11 protein-coding genes are annotated in these 16,216 nt (G+C 57.5%); 6 read left to right on the top strand and 5 right to left on the bottom strand.

Going from position 1 to position 16,216, the window contains the following annotated elements; genetic code table 11:
• Positions 1-33: 33 nt before the first annotated feature.
• Positions 34-1,089, bottom strand: a complete 1,056-nt coding sequence (locus B150_RS0115325) for an efflux RND transporter periplasmic adaptor subunit (protein ID WP_020400824.1) — start codon at positions 1,087-1,089, stop codon at positions 34-36.
• Positions 1,090-1,366: 277 nt separating this feature from the next.
• Here B150_RS0115325 and B150_RS23285 point away from each other — a divergent pair, with 277 nt between their 5' ends.
• On the top strand, positions 1,367-3,439 hold the full coding sequence (locus B150_RS23285) for a M10 family metallopeptidase (RefSeq protein WP_020400823.1): 2,073 nt from the start codon (positions 1,367-1,369) through the stop codon (positions 3,437-3,439).
• A gap of 77 nt (positions 3,440-3,516) precedes the next feature.
• On the opposite strand, the gene B150_RS0115315 is transcribed toward B150_RS23285, so the two are convergent.
• Positions 3,517-5,361 (bottom strand): alkaline phosphatase D family protein, encoded by a 1,845-nt coding sequence (locus tag B150_RS0115315; RefSeq protein ID WP_020400822.1) that lies wholly within the window; start codon positions 5,359-5,361, stop codon positions 3,517-3,519.
• Between the two features lie 323 nt (positions 5,362-5,684).
• Here B150_RS0115315 and B150_RS0115310 point away from each other — a divergent pair, with 323 nt between their 5' ends.
• Positions 5,685-7,253, top strand: coding sequence for an EAL domain-containing protein (locus B150_RS0115310; RefSeq protein ID WP_020400821.1), 1,569 nt, complete (start codon positions 5,685-5,687; stop codon positions 7,251-7,253).
• Between the two features lie 17 nt (positions 7,254-7,270).
• On the opposite strand, the gene B150_RS22590 is transcribed toward B150_RS0115310, so the two are convergent.
• Positions 7,271-7,918 carry a TetR/AcrR family transcriptional regulator gene (locus B150_RS22590; protein WP_025895804.1) on the bottom strand — a complete coding sequence of 216 codons (648 nt, stop codon included), beginning with the start codon at positions 7,916-7,918 and terminating at the stop codon, positions 7,271-7,273.
• Positions 7,919-8,160: 242 nt separating this feature from the next.
• Here B150_RS22590 and B150_RS21385 point away from each other — a divergent pair, with 242 nt between their 5' ends.
• The 3 genes from B150_RS21385 (at position 8,161) to B150_RS0115290 (ending at position 11,522) form a co-directional block, all read left to right on the top strand.
• Positions 8,161-9,099 carry an alpha/beta hydrolase gene (locus B150_RS21385; protein WP_081611483.1) on the top strand — a complete coding sequence of 313 codons (939 nt, stop codon included), beginning with the start codon at positions 8,161-8,163 and terminating at the stop codon, positions 9,097-9,099.
• A 14-nt stretch (positions 9,100-9,113) separates the two neighbouring features.
• A complete protein-coding gene (locus tag B150_RS0115295) occupies positions 9,114-9,944 on the top strand; it encodes an SDR family NAD(P)-dependent oxidoreductase (RefSeq protein WP_020400819.1) in 831 nt (276 codons plus the stop codon).
• Between the two features lie 138 nt (positions 9,945-10,082).
• On the top strand, positions 10,083-11,522 hold the full coding sequence (locus B150_RS0115290; RefSeq protein WP_020400818.1) for an aldehyde dehydrogenase family protein: 1,440 nt from the start codon (positions 10,083-10,085) through the stop codon (positions 11,520-11,522).
• 72 nt (positions 11,523-11,594) lie between these two features.
• Here B150_RS0115290 and B150_RS21380 read toward each other — a convergent pair whose 3' ends face one another.
• Positions 11,595-14,480 (bottom strand): TonB-dependent receptor plug domain-containing protein, encoded by a 2,886-nt coding sequence (locus B150_RS21380; RefSeq protein ID WP_020400817.1) that lies wholly within the window; start codon positions 14,478-14,480, stop codon positions 11,595-11,597.
• A gap of 379 nt (positions 14,481-14,859) precedes the next feature.
• On the opposite strand from B150_RS21380, the gene B150_RS0115280 reads away from it, so the two are divergent.
• Complete coding sequence (locus B150_RS0115280; protein ID WP_020400816.1) at positions 14,860-15,582, top strand: PepSY domain-containing protein; 723 nt, start codon at positions 14,860-14,862, stop codon at positions 15,580-15,582.
• A 3-nt stretch (positions 15,583-15,585) separates the two neighbouring features.
• Here the strand turns inward: B150_RS0115280 and B150_RS0115275 are convergent, their stop codons facing one another.
• The gene (locus tag B150_RS0115275; protein ID WP_020400815.1) at positions 15,586-16,194 is read right to left on the bottom strand and encodes a thymidine kinase; all 609 of its coding nucleotides are present in this window, start codon (positions 16,192-16,194) and stop codon (positions 15,586-15,588) included.
• Positions 16,195-16,216: the final 22 nt, after the last annotated feature.

The following is a 16,216-nucleotide window of genomic DNA, read 5'->3' as shown; positions in this document are numbered from 1 at the left end:
TCGACAATATAATGAGCTTTTTTCCGGTCTGTTCTATGCCTTGAGAAACGCTACTTTGACCCCCATGTCAGGCAGAATACGCGGGTCTGAAATATTGATGCCGACACGCACGCGCACTGTCGCCTTGGCACGATCTGCGGTCGGAATAATGGCGATGACGGACGCCGGGATGTCCCAGTTCGGGTAGGCGTCCAGGTTCGCTTTGACCTCCTGCCCCTCGAAAACGCGCCCGATGAAGGATTCGTTTACGTCCACCTCAATCTCCAGCGAGGTCATGTCGACAATGGTGCAGATGCCTGTGCGCGTGAACCCGCCGCCTGCGGAACTGGGCGATACAATCTCGCCCGGCTGGGCGGCCTTCACCGTGACAATGCCGTCAAAAGGTGCGCGGATGGTATAATCATCCAGGCGCTCTTTCTGGCGCAGCACGCTCAGTTTCGCGACCTCAATGTCGGCGCGGGTGCTGGCGGCAGATGCGGAGAGGCTGTCCACGTCCGCTTGAGCGCGGGTGACAGACGCCTCGCTCGAGAATTCTGCATTCTTGAGCTCGGACGCGCGGGCAAGAACACGTTTCGCTTCGGCCAGGTTGGCGTTGGTGCTGGCGAGGCGCGCCTCAAGCACTTTGATTTGTGCTTGGGCGAGATCCAAGTCTACCTGTGGAAGCGTGGCATCAAGGGTCGCCAATACTTGGCCCGCCTTCACTGCCATACCTTCCTCGACCGTGACATCCTTGATCAGACCAATCACCTCGGCGGACACGGTCGCCATGCGGCGTGCCGTGATGTAGCCTGAGGCATTCAGCACAGAGTCTGACGGCGCAACCGTTGTGGACGCGGCGCTTGGCGTTGCCGTACCTGCATTGCTGCTTTGCGCGGTTGCCGCACTTTGCTGTGCGGATGTATTTGCTGCGTCGTTGGCTGTTGGTTGTTCGTCACCACCGGCACCAATCACCATATAGGCGCCGCCAAAGATCAAGGCTGCGAGCGCACCGCCACCGAGTAAATAGGCAAATTTAGAAGAAGAGCGCGGCGCTTCCTTTTGGCTGCGATCAATCTTCAGTTGGCTCAGCAGTTCACTTTTATCGTTCATCTATTATTCCCCCTCGCTGCGGCAGTTACAGTACCGCATTAACCACGTTTTCCATATGGTTAACTTGGCCTTTTCTACAATGTTGTTTTCAGTGTTTTATCTTATGTAAAGTACTTTGAATTACAAAGTATGTATTTTCAAGCAAGTTTCAAGAGCTGAATTGAGATCGCATCATATCTCTCGCACATCCGGCCATAGGGGCAGGGGCTTGTGGTGAAACCGGTGCGCGCCCATCATGGCGCTTTCCCGCAACCGGAGTGCCCATGGGGCTGAATGAATGGCCGATATACCCGATAGCAGCGATACAGATATCCAGCTTTCCCTTGGTGGTAGCGTGATCAGTAACATCGGCAATCCGGACGACCGGGACTGGATCGCACTTACCCTTGAGGCAGGAAAAACCTACAGCCTCGTCATGGAGGGTAGTGGCGCAAATGCGCTCGGTGACCCCTACATCTACGCACTTTTTGATAGTGACGGCCAATCACTGGACCGGTTCGATAACGACGGCGCTGGCTACCCGGACGCACGCCTTGTCTACACGCCGGGCGAAAGCGGCACCTATTATGTGGAATTGGGTTCCTATTTCCTGACCGCTGGCGACTACCGGTTGAGCCTGCAGGAATATGTGGCAGCCGCCGACACGCCTTACACCCTCCCTGTCGCAGAAAACGCGCCGCTCAGCGGTGATACCCTCACCGACGCGCTGATTGAAGGGGTGCGTTACCAGAACGTTGCTGGTGACGAGCGTACCGAGGTTAGCTTCAGCCTGCCGAAGGCTGGAAGCTTGTGGTCAGAAGATCCGGTGACTGGCTATGGCCCACCATCTGGCGGCGGCCTGCCGTGGGCACAGATTTCATATCTCACACCGGGCGAGGAGAGCCTGTTCAGGGACGCGCTGACGCAGATGGAAAGCTTTGCGGCGCTCAGGTTCCTGCAAGTGGCGGACAACGCCACGTCGGCCGGGGTCATCCGCGCGGCCTGGACTGGCACAAGTGACGACAGCTTTGGCGGCATCGCGGGCTACCCTGCTGCCAACGCGCAGGCTGGCGATGTCTGGTTTAATGCAAAACTGCTGCATTCGGGCGGTGCTGGCAGCTACTTTGTCTATACCATGCTGCACGAGCTGGGGCACGCCATGGGCCTACAGCACCCGCATGAAGGCCTCACCCTGCCGCGGGCGTATGACGGTGTCGATTATACCGTAATGTCCTACAATATGTCGGCCGAGTATCACAGCGTGACAGGCCTGAGCTTTTATCCCACCACATATATGTATCTGGATATTCTGGCGCTGCAGCACCTCTATGGTGGCGTCGAGAAGGCCACAGGCAACACCGTTTACCGCTTTGAGGCAGGCGAAAGCTACTATGAGACCATCTGGGATACGGGCGGCAATGACACCTACGACGCCTCTGCGCAATCTGCCAACGTTACACTTGACCTTACGCCAGGGAGTTGGAGCGGTGTGGGCACCACCATCTTCATGTCAAAGGCCAATGGTGGGCTAATTGAGAAGACGGCTACTGTTTTCACACCGCCTGAAGTGCTGATTGAAAAGGCCATTGGCGGGGCTGGGAACGATGTGCTTACCGGCAATGATGTGGCCAACAGCCTGATAGGGAACGCAGGCAACGACACCCTCACGGGCGGCGGCGGCAGGGACTGGATTGCAGGTGGTGACGGCAACGACAGCCTGCTGGGCGGCAATGGCGCCGACCAGATTGGCGGCGGTGCGGGCAACGATCTTGCCGATGGTGGTGCAGGCGCAGATACGCTGTTTGGCGGTGGCGGCAGCGCGGAGCGCTCACGTGATACCTTGCTCGGCGGTAGCGGCGACGACGTGATTTATGCAGGTGCCGGGGAAGATAGCCTGATCGGCGGCGATGACAATGACCTTCTTGGCGGTGGCGAGGGGCACGACATCATCACGGGTGGTGACGGCGATGACCGGCTTTTTGGCGGCATTGGCGTGGCCGCGCTTTCACACGATACGTTGGATGGTGGCGCGGGCGCCGACACACTATATGGCGGGCAGGGCAATGACAGTATGACTGGCGGTGCGGGGGACGATGTCATCTATGCTGGTGCCGGTGATGATGTTCTCTCGGGCGGTTTGGGGCGCGACTACTTCATCGTTGGCCCGGAAGCCGGGCAGGATCAACTGCTGGATTTTGAGGTGGGTGAAGACACGCTCGACCTCACGGCATGCGGGTTTGGAAGCATCGCTGAAATTATGGCCATCGCACACTCGGACGGAAGCGGCGTGCGCCTGCAGTTGGCAGGCACAGACCTGTTCCTTGACGGGCTGACGCTCACAGGCCTGAGCGCCGCCGATATACTCATCTAACGTTCCCGGCTTTTCTAAAGTTCCCGGACCGGGGTGTGGACCTCCCTTAAGCTTAGCAGCTCCATCCACACATCCGGTCAGGCCAGGCGGTGGGTACCTACCTTGGTTTCCACCGTCTGGCCTTCTTTCACGGTGTAGTCGCGGTCCAGAACGGTTGAGACAAAATACCAAGTGGCGCGTGCGGCATCAGGTGTCAGCGCCAGTTCGAGCCAGCCCCTGTGTTCGCTGTCCAGATATTTAAGCTCAGGACTTGCAGTCATCAGCGCGTCTTTCACCACCTCGGCTGACGCGGGAACATATGTCTCGAGCCCCGGGGAGCTGACGGCAGGGGTTGCAAACTCGACAGCGACCGGGTTGCCGCTCTCGTCTGCCAGGTCAAACGCCCATGCATTATGGCTGTCACCGGCGACAAAGATCGCGTTGTTGGCATGCTCGCGGATCGACGTGAAAACACGGTCGCGGCACGCGGGGTAACCATCCCAGAAATCCAGATTGAACGGCAGTTTCATCTGCGACAGCATTTGCGCAGCTTTCAGCCGTTCCTTGGTGAGGAAGGTTGATCGTTCAAAATCAAGGTCTTCATCCTTGAGGTACGGCATCGGCACCTTGCCGGTGATGACTTGCTGGCCAAGGATTTGCCAAGGCACGCCTGCGGCTTTTGAGGCCTCCAGTTCACTCGCGAGCCATTTTTCCTGCGCCGTCCCCATGATGCTGCGCTTCGGATCACCAAGGATTTCGGTGCGGAACCTCGTAGCGTCCGGCAGGTAGCTGAAACCCGCAGGCAGGTTCTTGGGGTCGAGCTTTTTGATGGCGGCAAGGTCTGTCATTGGCACAGGCTTCGCGCCGCGAAGGTCGAACGGTACCGGGATGTGCTTAATTGCTTCTGCGGGTACACCCGTCATAGCCTCCGCGCTCAGGATCGCCTTGGGTGCAGCGGGGTCGCGCATATCAAAAGGCAGCGTGCGGTAGGGCAGGTCCGTATCGTAGGACAGTTGTTTGTCACGTCCCTCAATGCGGGTGTCGAGCATGATGAGTGTGGCCAGGCCGCCGAAGTCGAAACTGCGGCAGATGGTGTGGGAGCCTTCCTGTTTGTCGCGGATTGGCAGCCATTCGCGGAAAGCCTGTTCGGCCACCAGTCGCCGCTTTACCCAGTCACCTTCACCTTCGTTGTGGTTCTCGGCACCATCCCGCCAGCTGTTGTTCGCGATTTCATGGTCGTCCCACACACAAATAAACGGGTGGGCGGCGTGCGCGGCTTGCAGGTCTGGGTCGGTTCGGTAAAGGCCATAGCGCTCGCGGTAGTCATCGATGCTGACAATCTCGTTCACGGGCTTGACCGAACGGCCTTGCGCAACGGCGGCTTCATTCGCGTAAACGCCCTCCGCATATTCGTAAATATAGTCGCCAAGGTGCAGCACTGCGTCTAGTTCGCGCGAGGCCAGCTCTTTGTAGACATTGAAAAAACCTTGCGGGTAGTTGGAGCAGGAGATGACGGCGAGGGTTGCCGCGTCTGTGCCTGCGGTCGGAAGCGTTTTGGTGCGCCCGACCGGGCTTTCCACGCCTTCACAGATGAAACGGTAATAATAGCCGGTGCCAGCCATAAGGCCCGAGGCGTCCACCTTCGCGATGTGGTCGCGCTTCATGGCGGCGGTGGTTTCGCCTTCGGCCACAATGCTCGCGAACGAGTCGTCCGCCGATACTTGCCATCGCACGTTCAGGTTCCGGGCGGCGCCATCACCGGGGATGACGCGGGTCCATAGGATCACACGGTCGGCAAGCGGGTCGCCGCTTGCGACACCGTGGGTGAAGTGAACCGGGCCGTCCGCCTTGACCTCATGCCCGCGCAGCGCAATGGCGCCAAGGCTTGCGCCCATAACGCCCAGAAAACCGCGGCGATTTGTTGTGAAGGCTTTTTCGAACATGACGGTCCTCCCCGACCAATTATTGATAATGCAGTCAATAGCCCTTGAAGACCCTGCCACTGGTCGTTAGCTTTATCAAGCGCGGTGGCTTTGTCCTGTTGGCTGAGTAGCGGACAATTTTGACAATGGCGTGAACCGTGCTGGGGGAAACGGCTGTGGCTCGACAGGGGAGAGCCACAAGTGCCATCGAGGTAGTATTCCACCCGCAAATAGTTGAAAGCGTTTTACTCTTTGATAACCATCTGTGTGCCTAATAGCACACTTAAGGGTGGTAGGGTGCACAGGGTGTGTGCCGCCGGTGACAGCGAGCGTCTAGGGCAACGATGAGCAAGGTACCTGACAGATTTCTGGGCTACGCGTTCTGTGTGGGCGACGTGCTTATGGAACTTGACGGTGACTTTAATATTGTAAGTGCCGACGGGGCGGTGAAGAACACGCTTGGCGATGTGCCGATCAAAACCTCGTTCCTCGATCTCCTGACCCAAAAAGGTCGCAGCACCATTGAAAGTTCGGTCAAGATGCTCACAGGCGCGAACCGCCTTGGGCCGATCATGATGGCTGTGGGGCCAGACACTTCCAAGCGGCAGGAATTTGCAATCTTTCTCGCGAAGCTGCCGACCTCTGCGGAGAAGATTTATCTCGTGCTATCCCGCCCTTACCGTTTGGGGCGCAGTGACAGTAAACATGTGCCCGAAAAGAAAGTGGAAGACAAAAAACAGGAATTCTACGAACGGCTCGAGAACCTGTTCGACGGTAACCCGGAAGCCGCACAGAATATGCTTGTCACCGTGCTTGAGGCAGGCGCGGGGCAGCAGCTTGATGACGACAAGCTCCGCGATATTGAGCAGCACCTGAAGTCTTATTCTGTCGGCGGTGCACACGCCACCATGCTGGGTGATGACAAGTTTGCCGTGGTGCATGACAAGACCGAACCCAGCACCAATCTCGCGGAAGAGGTGAAACGCGCAACAGGCGTCAATTTCACCAGTGCGACAATCGATGCTGCGGAAGCCCAGCTCAGCGACACAGACAGCCTGCGTGCGCTTGTATTCAGCCTGCAAAACTTTGCTGCGAACAAAGAAGGCTTCGATGTCGGCGATATCCAGCAAAACTGCGCAACCTTGATCGGTGAGACCACTCAGCGGGTGCGCGCTTTCCGCGATGTGCTGGATGAAGGGCGTTTCTCGCTTGTATTCCAGCCGATCGTGAGCCTCACCAAAGGCACGACCCACCATTTTGAGGCGCTGACGCGATTTGAACTGCCGTCAATTATCAAAACCCAGTGGGAAATGATCCGCTTCGCGGAAGATATCGGCCTCATTGACGAATTTGATTATGCGGTTATCAACCGTGCGATCGCAAAGATCAGGAGTATGCTCAAAAAAGGTGGCTCCCCCGGCATTGCCGTGAACGTTTCCGGTCGTTCGCTCTCAAGCCAGGGGTTCATTTTTGAACTGCTCGCGCTATTGCGCAACAACAAGGACCTGACACAGTATCTCTCTATCGAGATTACGGAATCCGCCACGATTCACGACCTTGATGCTCTCAGTCTTGTGCTGGAGGAAGTGCGCGAAATTGGTTTCCGGGTTTATCTGGACGACTTTGGTGCAGGCGCGGCCGGTTTCCAGTATCTCAAGAAACTGAAGGTGGATGCGCTCAAAATTGATGGCGCCTATATCCGCGACGCACTCACCAGTGCGGAGGACCGCGCCTTCCTGCGCTCCATGGTTGGGCTCTGCAAGGACCTGGGTATTGTCACAGTGGGGGAGTGGGTGGAAACTCAGGAACACGCAACACTGCTGCGGCAGATGGGTGTCGACTATGGACAAGGTTATTTCTTCGGCAAGCCCAGCCCGAATTTCCTCGTCGCACCCACACAGGTTGCCAGCTAACGCTGCCATCCCGCCAGCTAAATGAAGTCGGTTTCCATCTCGAGGATAGCAACGCAGGCTTGGACGACGGTGGCAACCACCTCGCGCGCGCTGGATTTACAACCGCGCAGGCACCAGCGTTTGAGCGTGAGGATCGCGGCGTCATAGGAGATTTCCTGCCGGATGATGCGTTGCTCGTCACTCAGGTGTGAGAGCAGCTGGTCGTAGAACTCGTATGCGCGTTCAAGGCCGGTGATCTCAAAGTCCTTTATGGCGTGCCTCAGGTCCCAGTCAGGCTGGGTGATGGCCTGACCAAGGAAAATCAGATAGTAGCGGCCTTTTTCATCGTTCTCAGCGCGCTCGGCCAGCGGCAGCACCAGTACTTCTATAATTTGTGCGAGGCTTGGTGCGCTGGTCCATTCTTCCATGAGCGCAAGGCGACGATCGTCAATCTCGTGCGTGCGTTCGCTGATCGTTGCGCGCACGAGCCCGGCTTTGGAACCAAAGTGATACTGAAGCGCAGACTGGTTGCGTTGCCCTGCTTCCTGTAGTATCTCGCGGGTGGATACATGCGCGATGCCCTTGAGGGCGATCAGCCGTTCCGCAGCCTCGATGAGCGATGCCCGCGTAGCGTCCGCGCGCTTCGTCTTCCCGTCGCCCGCGCCTGTTGTTGGCGTTCTGGCCACGCTACACTCCTGAAAACTATGAATTGACCCTGCGGAAATCATTAATGATTTGCATTAATGATTGCAAGCCAAATGTTTCACGCGCACGCAGGATGTTTCACGTCGGCGATGGCTGGATTATTAGCCATATCGCTTTATCTCCCGTGGGCATATAGTCGCATGGTTCGGTGGCATTGACTGCGTAATGATCCTCATTACTATGGCAGCCGCAATGCCGGTGGTCGCGCACACGAGCCATTGCGATGATGGGGGAGAGGACATTCATGTCAATTCGAGCGTGGCTTGTACGCCGCAAGATCAGGTCTGTGTTCAGGCCGTCGGTGCCGGAAGGCACGCCGGACGAAATTCGACTGCAGAACTTCAGTAAAGCGCTGAAGGGCGTGGAAGCACGCCTGCCGGGGCCGCCTAAAGGCCAGTCCAAAATAGACAAGATTGACAGAAACGACGGTATCAAGGGTGAATGGATTACCGCCAAGGGTGCGCGGGAAGACCGTATTCTGATTTATTCGCACGGTGGCGGGTATACGTGGGGCGCGCCGCGACCCTACCGAGAGCTCGGCTGGCGTTTGTCGCGAGCGGCCGATGCCCGTGTGTTCCTCTTGGATTACCGCCTTGCACCAGAGCACAAATGCCCTGCGCCAATCGAGGACGCGCTTCGCGCCTACGACTGGATTGTGGCGACCAACCCCGGCCAGCCTGTAACTATGGCAGGCGACAGTGCGGGCGGTGGCCTTACCCTCGCGGCGGTTCACGCCATCCGTGACACTGGACGCCCAATGCCAAAAGCTATTGTGCTGATATCGCCCTGGCTTGACCTGACGGGCAGCGGCAAAAGCATGAAATCCAATAACGCGACGGAAGTGATGCTGGACCCGGATGGTATCCATTATGCCGCGGACGCCTACCGGGGCGAACTGTCAGCCTATGATCCACGGTGTTCGCCACTGTTTGGCGAGCAGCGGGGGTTGCCGCCGGTATTGGTTCAGGTGGGATCTGGTGAAATTCTGCTTGATGACAGTACACGCTTCGCTGCCCGCGCGAAGGAAGCAGGCGTGCCGGTCACGCTTGAGGTTTGGCCCAATATGCATCACGTGTGGCATTTCTCCGCCATGGTGATACCGNAAGGGAAAAAAGCCATTGCTGCGATGGGCGCGTTTCTGAACGCAAGCTTTGATAACTGATTGGGGGACACTAGGTGACTGATATTAAAACCGCCTTCATTACCGGTGCGGCATCGGGCATTGGACGGGCCCTTGCCTTGGCGTTAGCGCGTGATGGTGTCAGCCTTTACCTCACCGACATCAACGCTGATGCCCTTGCCAAAACCTGTATGGAGGTGAAGGCGCTTCAGTCAAATGTGCATATGCGCGCCCTTGATGTCGCGGACCGCGATGCGGTGAATGCTGCCGCAGCGGACGCCGAAGCCAAGCTCGGTCCCGTGGATGCGGTTTTCAACAACGCCGGCGTTTCGCTGTCGGATACGGTTGACCGGATGAGCTACGAGGACCTCGACTGGCTCATGGGCATCAACTTTTACGGCGTCGTCTACGGCACCAAAGCGTTTCTGCCGTCCATGCTTGCCCGCCGGTCCGGGCATATCATCAATGTCTCCAGCCTGTTCGGGCTTATTGGTGTGGGCAGCCAGTCGGCTTACTGTGCCGCAAAGCACGCTGTTAAGGGCTTCAACGAAAGCCTGTTCTATGAGCTTGATGGTACTGGCGTTCAGGTACATAGCGTGCACCCCGGCGGGGTGGACACTAATATCGTGCTGAACGGGAAACACCTGCACAATGTGCAGGGCGACACCAGTGCCGAGCAGGCCCAAGAAGGCTTCCGCGATATGATCCAGACGACAGCGGAGGGCGCCGCCCAAATCATCCTCGACGGGGTGAAGCGCGGGCAATACCGTATCCTTGTGGGGCCTGATGCGCGCCGGATCGACCGGTTGCAGCGCTGGATGCCAAACCGCTGGCGCAAGATGTTCCTGAAAGCCATGGCGGAACGACGTAGCAAAACACCGTTCTGAGGCCAGCGTGGTGCAGCACCTGCACCAGCGGCTACCCATTTCGCGCCTTGTATAAGTGGGCGTGGGCACCATCTTAGCGTCATATTGATTTTGTAATTTGCCTGCTCTGCGGGCGAACATAAGTATCGGGAGAAGGTCATGCGGCAACTGCACAAACACTATATCGGCGGCGAATGGGTGGAGGCGGATGCCTTCAAGGTGCGCGACATCATCAACCCTGCATCCGGCCAGAAGTCGGGTGAAATGGTGCTGGGTAATGCCGCAGACGTTGACCGCGCCGTGGCCGCCGCACAGAAAGCGTTCGAGACATTCCAGTTCTCCACGCGGGAAGAGCGCCTTGAGCTGTTGCAGTCCATCCTGAACGAATACCAGAAGCGCATGGAAGAGATGGCTGAGGTCATCACGCTTGAGATGGGGGCGCCGAAAGCGCTCGCGCTCCGCGCCCACGCACCAGCGGGTGCCGGTCACCTGTCGGAAGCGATCAAAGCGCTGAAGAAATATGAGTTCTTCGAGGACCGTGGACCTACCCGTATCGTCAAGGAACCGATTGGCGTTGTCGGCATGATCACGCCTTGGAACTGGCCGATCAACCAGATCAGCTGCAAAGTGGCGCCTGCCATTGCGACCGGCTGCACCATGGTGCTGAAACCAAGCGAAGTTGCGCCTTATAGTGCGCAGCTGTTCACTGAAATTATGCATGCCGCCGGCGTGCCTGCGGGCATCTATAACCTTGTATACGGCGAGGGGCAGGCTGTGGGTGAGGCGCTTTCCGGCCATCCGGGCGTGGACATGATGTCCGTCACCGGCTCAACCCGCATGGGTGCAGCGGTGCAAGCCAATGCCGCTAAAACCATCAAGCGCGTGGCGCAGGAGCTTGGCGGCAAATCCGCCAATATTGTGCTCGATGACGCTGACCTTGAAAGCGTGGTGGCGCGCGATACCGTCGCTGTCATGCGCAACACCGGCCAGACCTGTACGGCGCTCACCCGTATGCTGGTGCCGCACTCCCGCATGGACGAGGCGGCGGCGATTGCAGCGCAGGCTGCCTCCACCGTGGTGGCGGGTGACCCGAACGCGGACGGCACCACCATGGGCCCCATCGCACATGGCGACCAGTTCAAAAAAGTAGGTGAAATGATCCAGGCGGGCATCGACGAAGGCGCGCGTCTTGTTGCGGGTGGCACAGGCTTCCCGGAAGGCTGCCCCGAAGGCGGCTTCTACGTGAAACCAACGGTGTTCGCCGATGTGAAGCCGGACATGACCATCGCACGCGAGGAAGTTTTTGGCCCGGTGCTGTCGATCATCGGTTACGAGGATGAGGACGAGGCCGTCCGCATCGCGAATGACAGCCTTTACGGCCTCTCCGGTGCGGTACAGTCGAAAGACCACGCGCGGGCGCAGCGGGTTGCCGCCAAAATGCGCACCGGCATGGTTTATATCAATGGTGCGGCGGGTGACCTCTCGGCACCCTTTGGTGGGTACAAGCAGTCCGGCAATGGTCGTGAATGGGGTGACCATGCCTTCGCTGATTTCCTTGAGGTGAAATCCATCCTTGGTCATAACCAAGGCATCGGCTGAGGCACTAAACGAGCTTCAAATGAAAAAGGCGCCCCGTGAGGCGCCTTTCTTTTGTTCACACTATCCCAAGACTTACATCTTGAAGGAGATCTGGCCGTAGAAGAAGCGGCCCGGCGTTGCGTGGATTGTGCCATCAAAGTTGTTGAGGTCACAGGTCGTGCAAAGCGGCGGGTCCTGATCCAGAAGGTTCTGCACACCAAGGGTGAAGGCAACCTTGTCCTCCCAAGCTTGTGGGCGGAAGGTAACCTGCAGGTCGGTGTAGAAGGTGCTGCCGAGCGTGTTGCCGTCAGCGCCGTCTGTGCAGTACTGAGTGAAGCCGAAGTCGCCGATCACGCCGCCGCAAGCCTCGTCAACGCTGCCGAGGTAACGGAAGGTGGCACCTACGGTCCATGCATCAAGCGTCCAATCCACAAACAGTGAGGATTTGAACTTGATGTAGGCACGTTCTGGTGAGCCAAGCTCGGTACCTGCGCGGTCAATGACATCAATACCGCCTGCGGCGTTCGGGGTGGATTCCTCGAACTTGAACAGGTGGCTGTTAAGCCATTTGAAGCGCAGTTGGCCCCAATCGGCCGGTTCCGTCTCCATGGAGATGGACCAGTCAAGGCCGTCTGTTTCAATGCCGGCAATGTTGGTGAGGATTCCGTCGATGCGGGTAACCTGACCGTTTGCCGTACGGGTCACAGCATTACAGAAGACATCAGCAAGCGTTTCAACGCAGCCGTCCAGAACTTCCGAAGCGTTCGGTGCCTGGATCACATTTTCCATGCTGATATTGTAGTAGTTGGCTTCAAAAGTGATGCCCTGCAGGCCCATACCGTCGGCAAGGCCGCGTGGGCTGAAGGTGAAGCCTGCGGTCCAGGTTTCCGCGGTTTCAGGTGTCAGGTCGGGGTTGCCGCCTGTGGTCACGCTGATTTGCGGGTTGATCTGAACCATGTCAACTGGAACGCCGAGGGCCGAGCAGTTCGGGTGCGGGGTGTTGCCGCCACCCGAGTTACACGGGTCGCTGATCGTGCTGTCGAAGCGGGAGCCGGTGTTATAAAGCTCGCCGATGTTCGGGGCACGGAAGCCTTCGGACCAGTTGCCGCGGAAGGTCAGGTCATCGTTCACCTGCCACGCTGCGCCCACCTTGAAGACCGTGTTGCTGCCGGAGGTCGAATAGTCAGACGTACGGAACGCAGCATTGAGGTCGAGGTTCTTGGCAAAAGACGCATCGGAAAGCACCGGCACGTTAATCTCGCCATAGAACTCTTTTACGTGGATCTGGCCTGCAGTCGGGCTCGCCGGAACACCAGCAGTTTCACCGGAGGATACAACGTTATCCGGGATGAAGCGGCCTTTCTCTTCACGGTATTCCCAACCAAGGGCAACACCAAGCGGGCCGGCTGGCAGGTCAAAGAGCTCGCCGGCCACGTTTGCGGACACATCAAACAGCTTCTGACGGCTTTCGTCTTTCTGCGTGAAGGTGATGTATTCCAGCATGGCTTTGGTGATGGTGCCGTTGCCGTCCGGGCCTTGGCCACCAAAGATGTTGAGCGGTACACAACCCGGGATGGCGGCACATGCAGCCGGGTCACCAAGAGCTTCGCTGATCTTGCGGGCGTTGAACGCACCGTCCTTGACCTGATTGGCCTGGCTTTGCGACCAGGTGCCGTTCACGTCCCAGAACCATTTTCGGCCAGCAAACTCAATTTCGCCCTCAACCGTGTTCGACACATACCATGTATCAACGTTTTGGGAGAAGACACGCGGGCCTGCTTCAAGCGGACGACGGCCACCGAAAGCGAAGGTTTCCGGGTTCAGCTCTATACCGAACGGGTTGTAGGGATGGTCTTCCGGGATGACGATATTGTCCATCCAGTAGCCTGCACCTGCGTCCACACCGAAGAAGAGTGGCTCAGGCGCGGCCTGGCTAACCGAGCGACGGTTGTTGTAGGCCGCGGTGGTTTTCATCTTGATGGTCTCGGTGAGATCAACTTCCGCCTTCGCGAAGATGTTGATGCGCTCCGATGGGGTCATCACCTTGTTGTACGGCGAATAGTTGAAGCGGTCCGCAAGGGTGAAGGCGTGATAGTCCGAGTTCGGGCCCGTTGGGTCGTTCGGGTCGAAGTTCGGGATTGGGCCTGCGCCGTCATTTGGTGTGATGGAGCCGAAGTCGTTGTTGAACACAAAACGGCCCTGCGGCGTGCCGGAGGACGCACCAAGGTTTTCAAACGGAATGGCGTAAGCGGTCAGCTCACGGTCTGCCGCTTCAACGGAACCCTGTTTGGTGTAGCCAACGTCCAGAAGCACACGTGCGCGGTCGCCCGAGGCACCCCAGGATACGTCATATTCCTGCGTTTTGCCGTCGCCTTCATCAAACATGCCGTAGTAGGCGCTGCCCTGGAAGCCTTCATAGTCGTCGCGGGTGATGATGTTCACCACGCCTGCAATGGCGTCGGAGCCATAAATGGTGGACGCGCCGTCCTGCAGAACCTCGATCGACTTGATGATGCCGGTCGGGATGGTGTTGAGGTCAACCGCGCCCGAGACACCCGATGCGCTTGAACCACGTACCCAGCGCTTACCGTCCACAAGAACAAGCACACGCTTGGAGGTCAGGTAGCGAAGGTCAATCTGGCTTGCACCCGCACCGATGCCGGAGCCATCAGGCGGGAAGCCGAGGTTGCCGGAGGAGTTGTTGGTGCGGTTGATGGCGGACCCTGCAATTGGCAGGCGCTGCAGGAAGTCCGCGATCGATACCTGGCCGGATTGGTCGATGTCGGCTGCGGACAGGATTTGTACTGGGCTTTGTGCCTCAAGCGGGTTTTGCCTGATGCGCGAACCGGTAACGACGACTTCCTCAATTGCCATCGGATCAGTTTCCTGCGCTAACGCAGGGGTTGTGCTCGTGAAGGCGATTGCCGCACAGCTCGCGAGCAGTAGGCCCTTCTTGGTTCGGCTAAAATGGTTTTCCATTGCCGTTTCTCCCTATTGGTTCTGAGTATATGGAATGACATTTCTTGTGTTGTCTTGAATGGTCATTCCCCCTTTTTGGTGCCCGAAAGACACATGGGCTCCGATGCCGGGACGAGCGCGTTAACCATACTGGGAATGCAAACGGCGATTTTTGTGACTGAAAAATTTCAAATGCGAAAATGTGTGACTTATATGTCGCATATTGTATGACTAACACACTAAAATATATGATTTTTTAAACGATTGATGAAATGTGAAAGAGTGTTCCGAAACTTAAGCGGGCGTAGCGGAAATTGGGGTCTCTCCCACAAATCCTTTGTCAGCTCGCTCATTTGTGCTAGCGAGCATGAAACGGGACAAATGGGTCAGGGGCAATCACATGCGCGCGCACATTCTCATCAGCAAGGTTCACAAGTGGGTTGCCTTGCTTATTGGCATCCAGTTCATATGCTGGACCCTAGGCGGCGTGATCATGACATGGATACCGATTGAGCGTGTGCGCGGCGAACACAACATTGCCGAGCAACCGCCGCTTCTCGTGGAAGCGATGAAACTTGAGGATCTGCTACATAAAATTGGCAATCCGCAGGTGGTTTCACTGACAACTCGCGCTGTTGGCGGTATCCCGGCTGTTGTTGTGCGTGATGCGGGTGGCATTCACGGCATATATGCGCTCGAGACCGCCGAGAAGCTGACGCCCGTCGGTGAAGAGGTGGCGCTTGCTATCGCCAAAGCTGACTTTGCCGGCGAAGCACCAGCACCAACTGCTGAGCTGATAGAGAAATCCGCGCCCTCAGACTATCGTGGTCCCGTGCCGGTGTGGCGCGTGGAGATGAATGATGGGGAAGGCACGGTGCTGTACGTTTCCCCGGACCGCGCACGTGTCGTCGCCCGGCGGTCTGATGTCTGGCGCTTCTACGATTTCTTCTGGATGCTGCACATCATGGACTACGGCAGCCGTGACAATTTCAACAATCCGCTGGTGATGGTTGCCGCAGGCACCGGGCTTTTGTTTGTGCTGTCCGGCTTTGGTCTCATCTACTTCCGTTTTCACCGCCGCGATTTTGGCCTCAAGGCCAAGCGGCGGCAAAAGGCGGCTTGAGTCTCACGGCGTTTGTGGCAGCGGCAGCCGTTCCGGGCCGTTGATCTTTTCCATGAAATGTTTACGGCAGAGCGCAATGTAGCGGTCATTGCCGCCAATCTCGATTGAGGCGCCTTCCTTGACCGCGCGACCTTCGCCGTCAATGCGCAGGTTCATCGTCGCCTTTGAGCCACATTTGCAGATGGTTTTCAGTTCATGCAGTTCATCCGCGATGGCGAGAAGCCATTTGCTGCCTTCAAACAGGTTGGCCTGAAAATCGGTCCGTAGGCCATAGGCCAGTACCGGGATCTTGAGCGAATCAGCAACTGACGCCAGCTGGAAAACATGGTCCTTGGTCAGGAACTGAGCCTCGTCCACAAGGATACAATGAATAGGCCGCGTCTTGAGTGCATCAGCAATCTTGACAAAAAGGTCAATATTGCCGTCGAATATGTGCGCGCCAGCCTTGAGGCCGATGCGGGAAGCGATAATTGCTTCGCCAAACCTGTCGTCAATCGAGGCGGTGAACAACATTGTGTTCATACCGCGCTCCTGATAGTTGAAACTGGACTGCAGGAGCGTCGTGGTTTTGCCCGCGTTCATCGCGGAATAATAAAAATACAGTTTGGCCATTGGGTATCTGTCTTATGTTCAT

It is taken from the genome of Kordiimonas gwangyangensis DSM 19435 = JCM 12864, from assembly GCF_000375545.1.
GTDB classification, from domain to species: Bacteria; Pseudomonadota; Alphaproteobacteria; order Sphingomonadales; family Kordiimonadaceae; genus Kordiimonas; species Kordiimonas gwangyangensis.
This window is presented reverse-complemented; position numbering and strand designations above follow the sequence as displayed.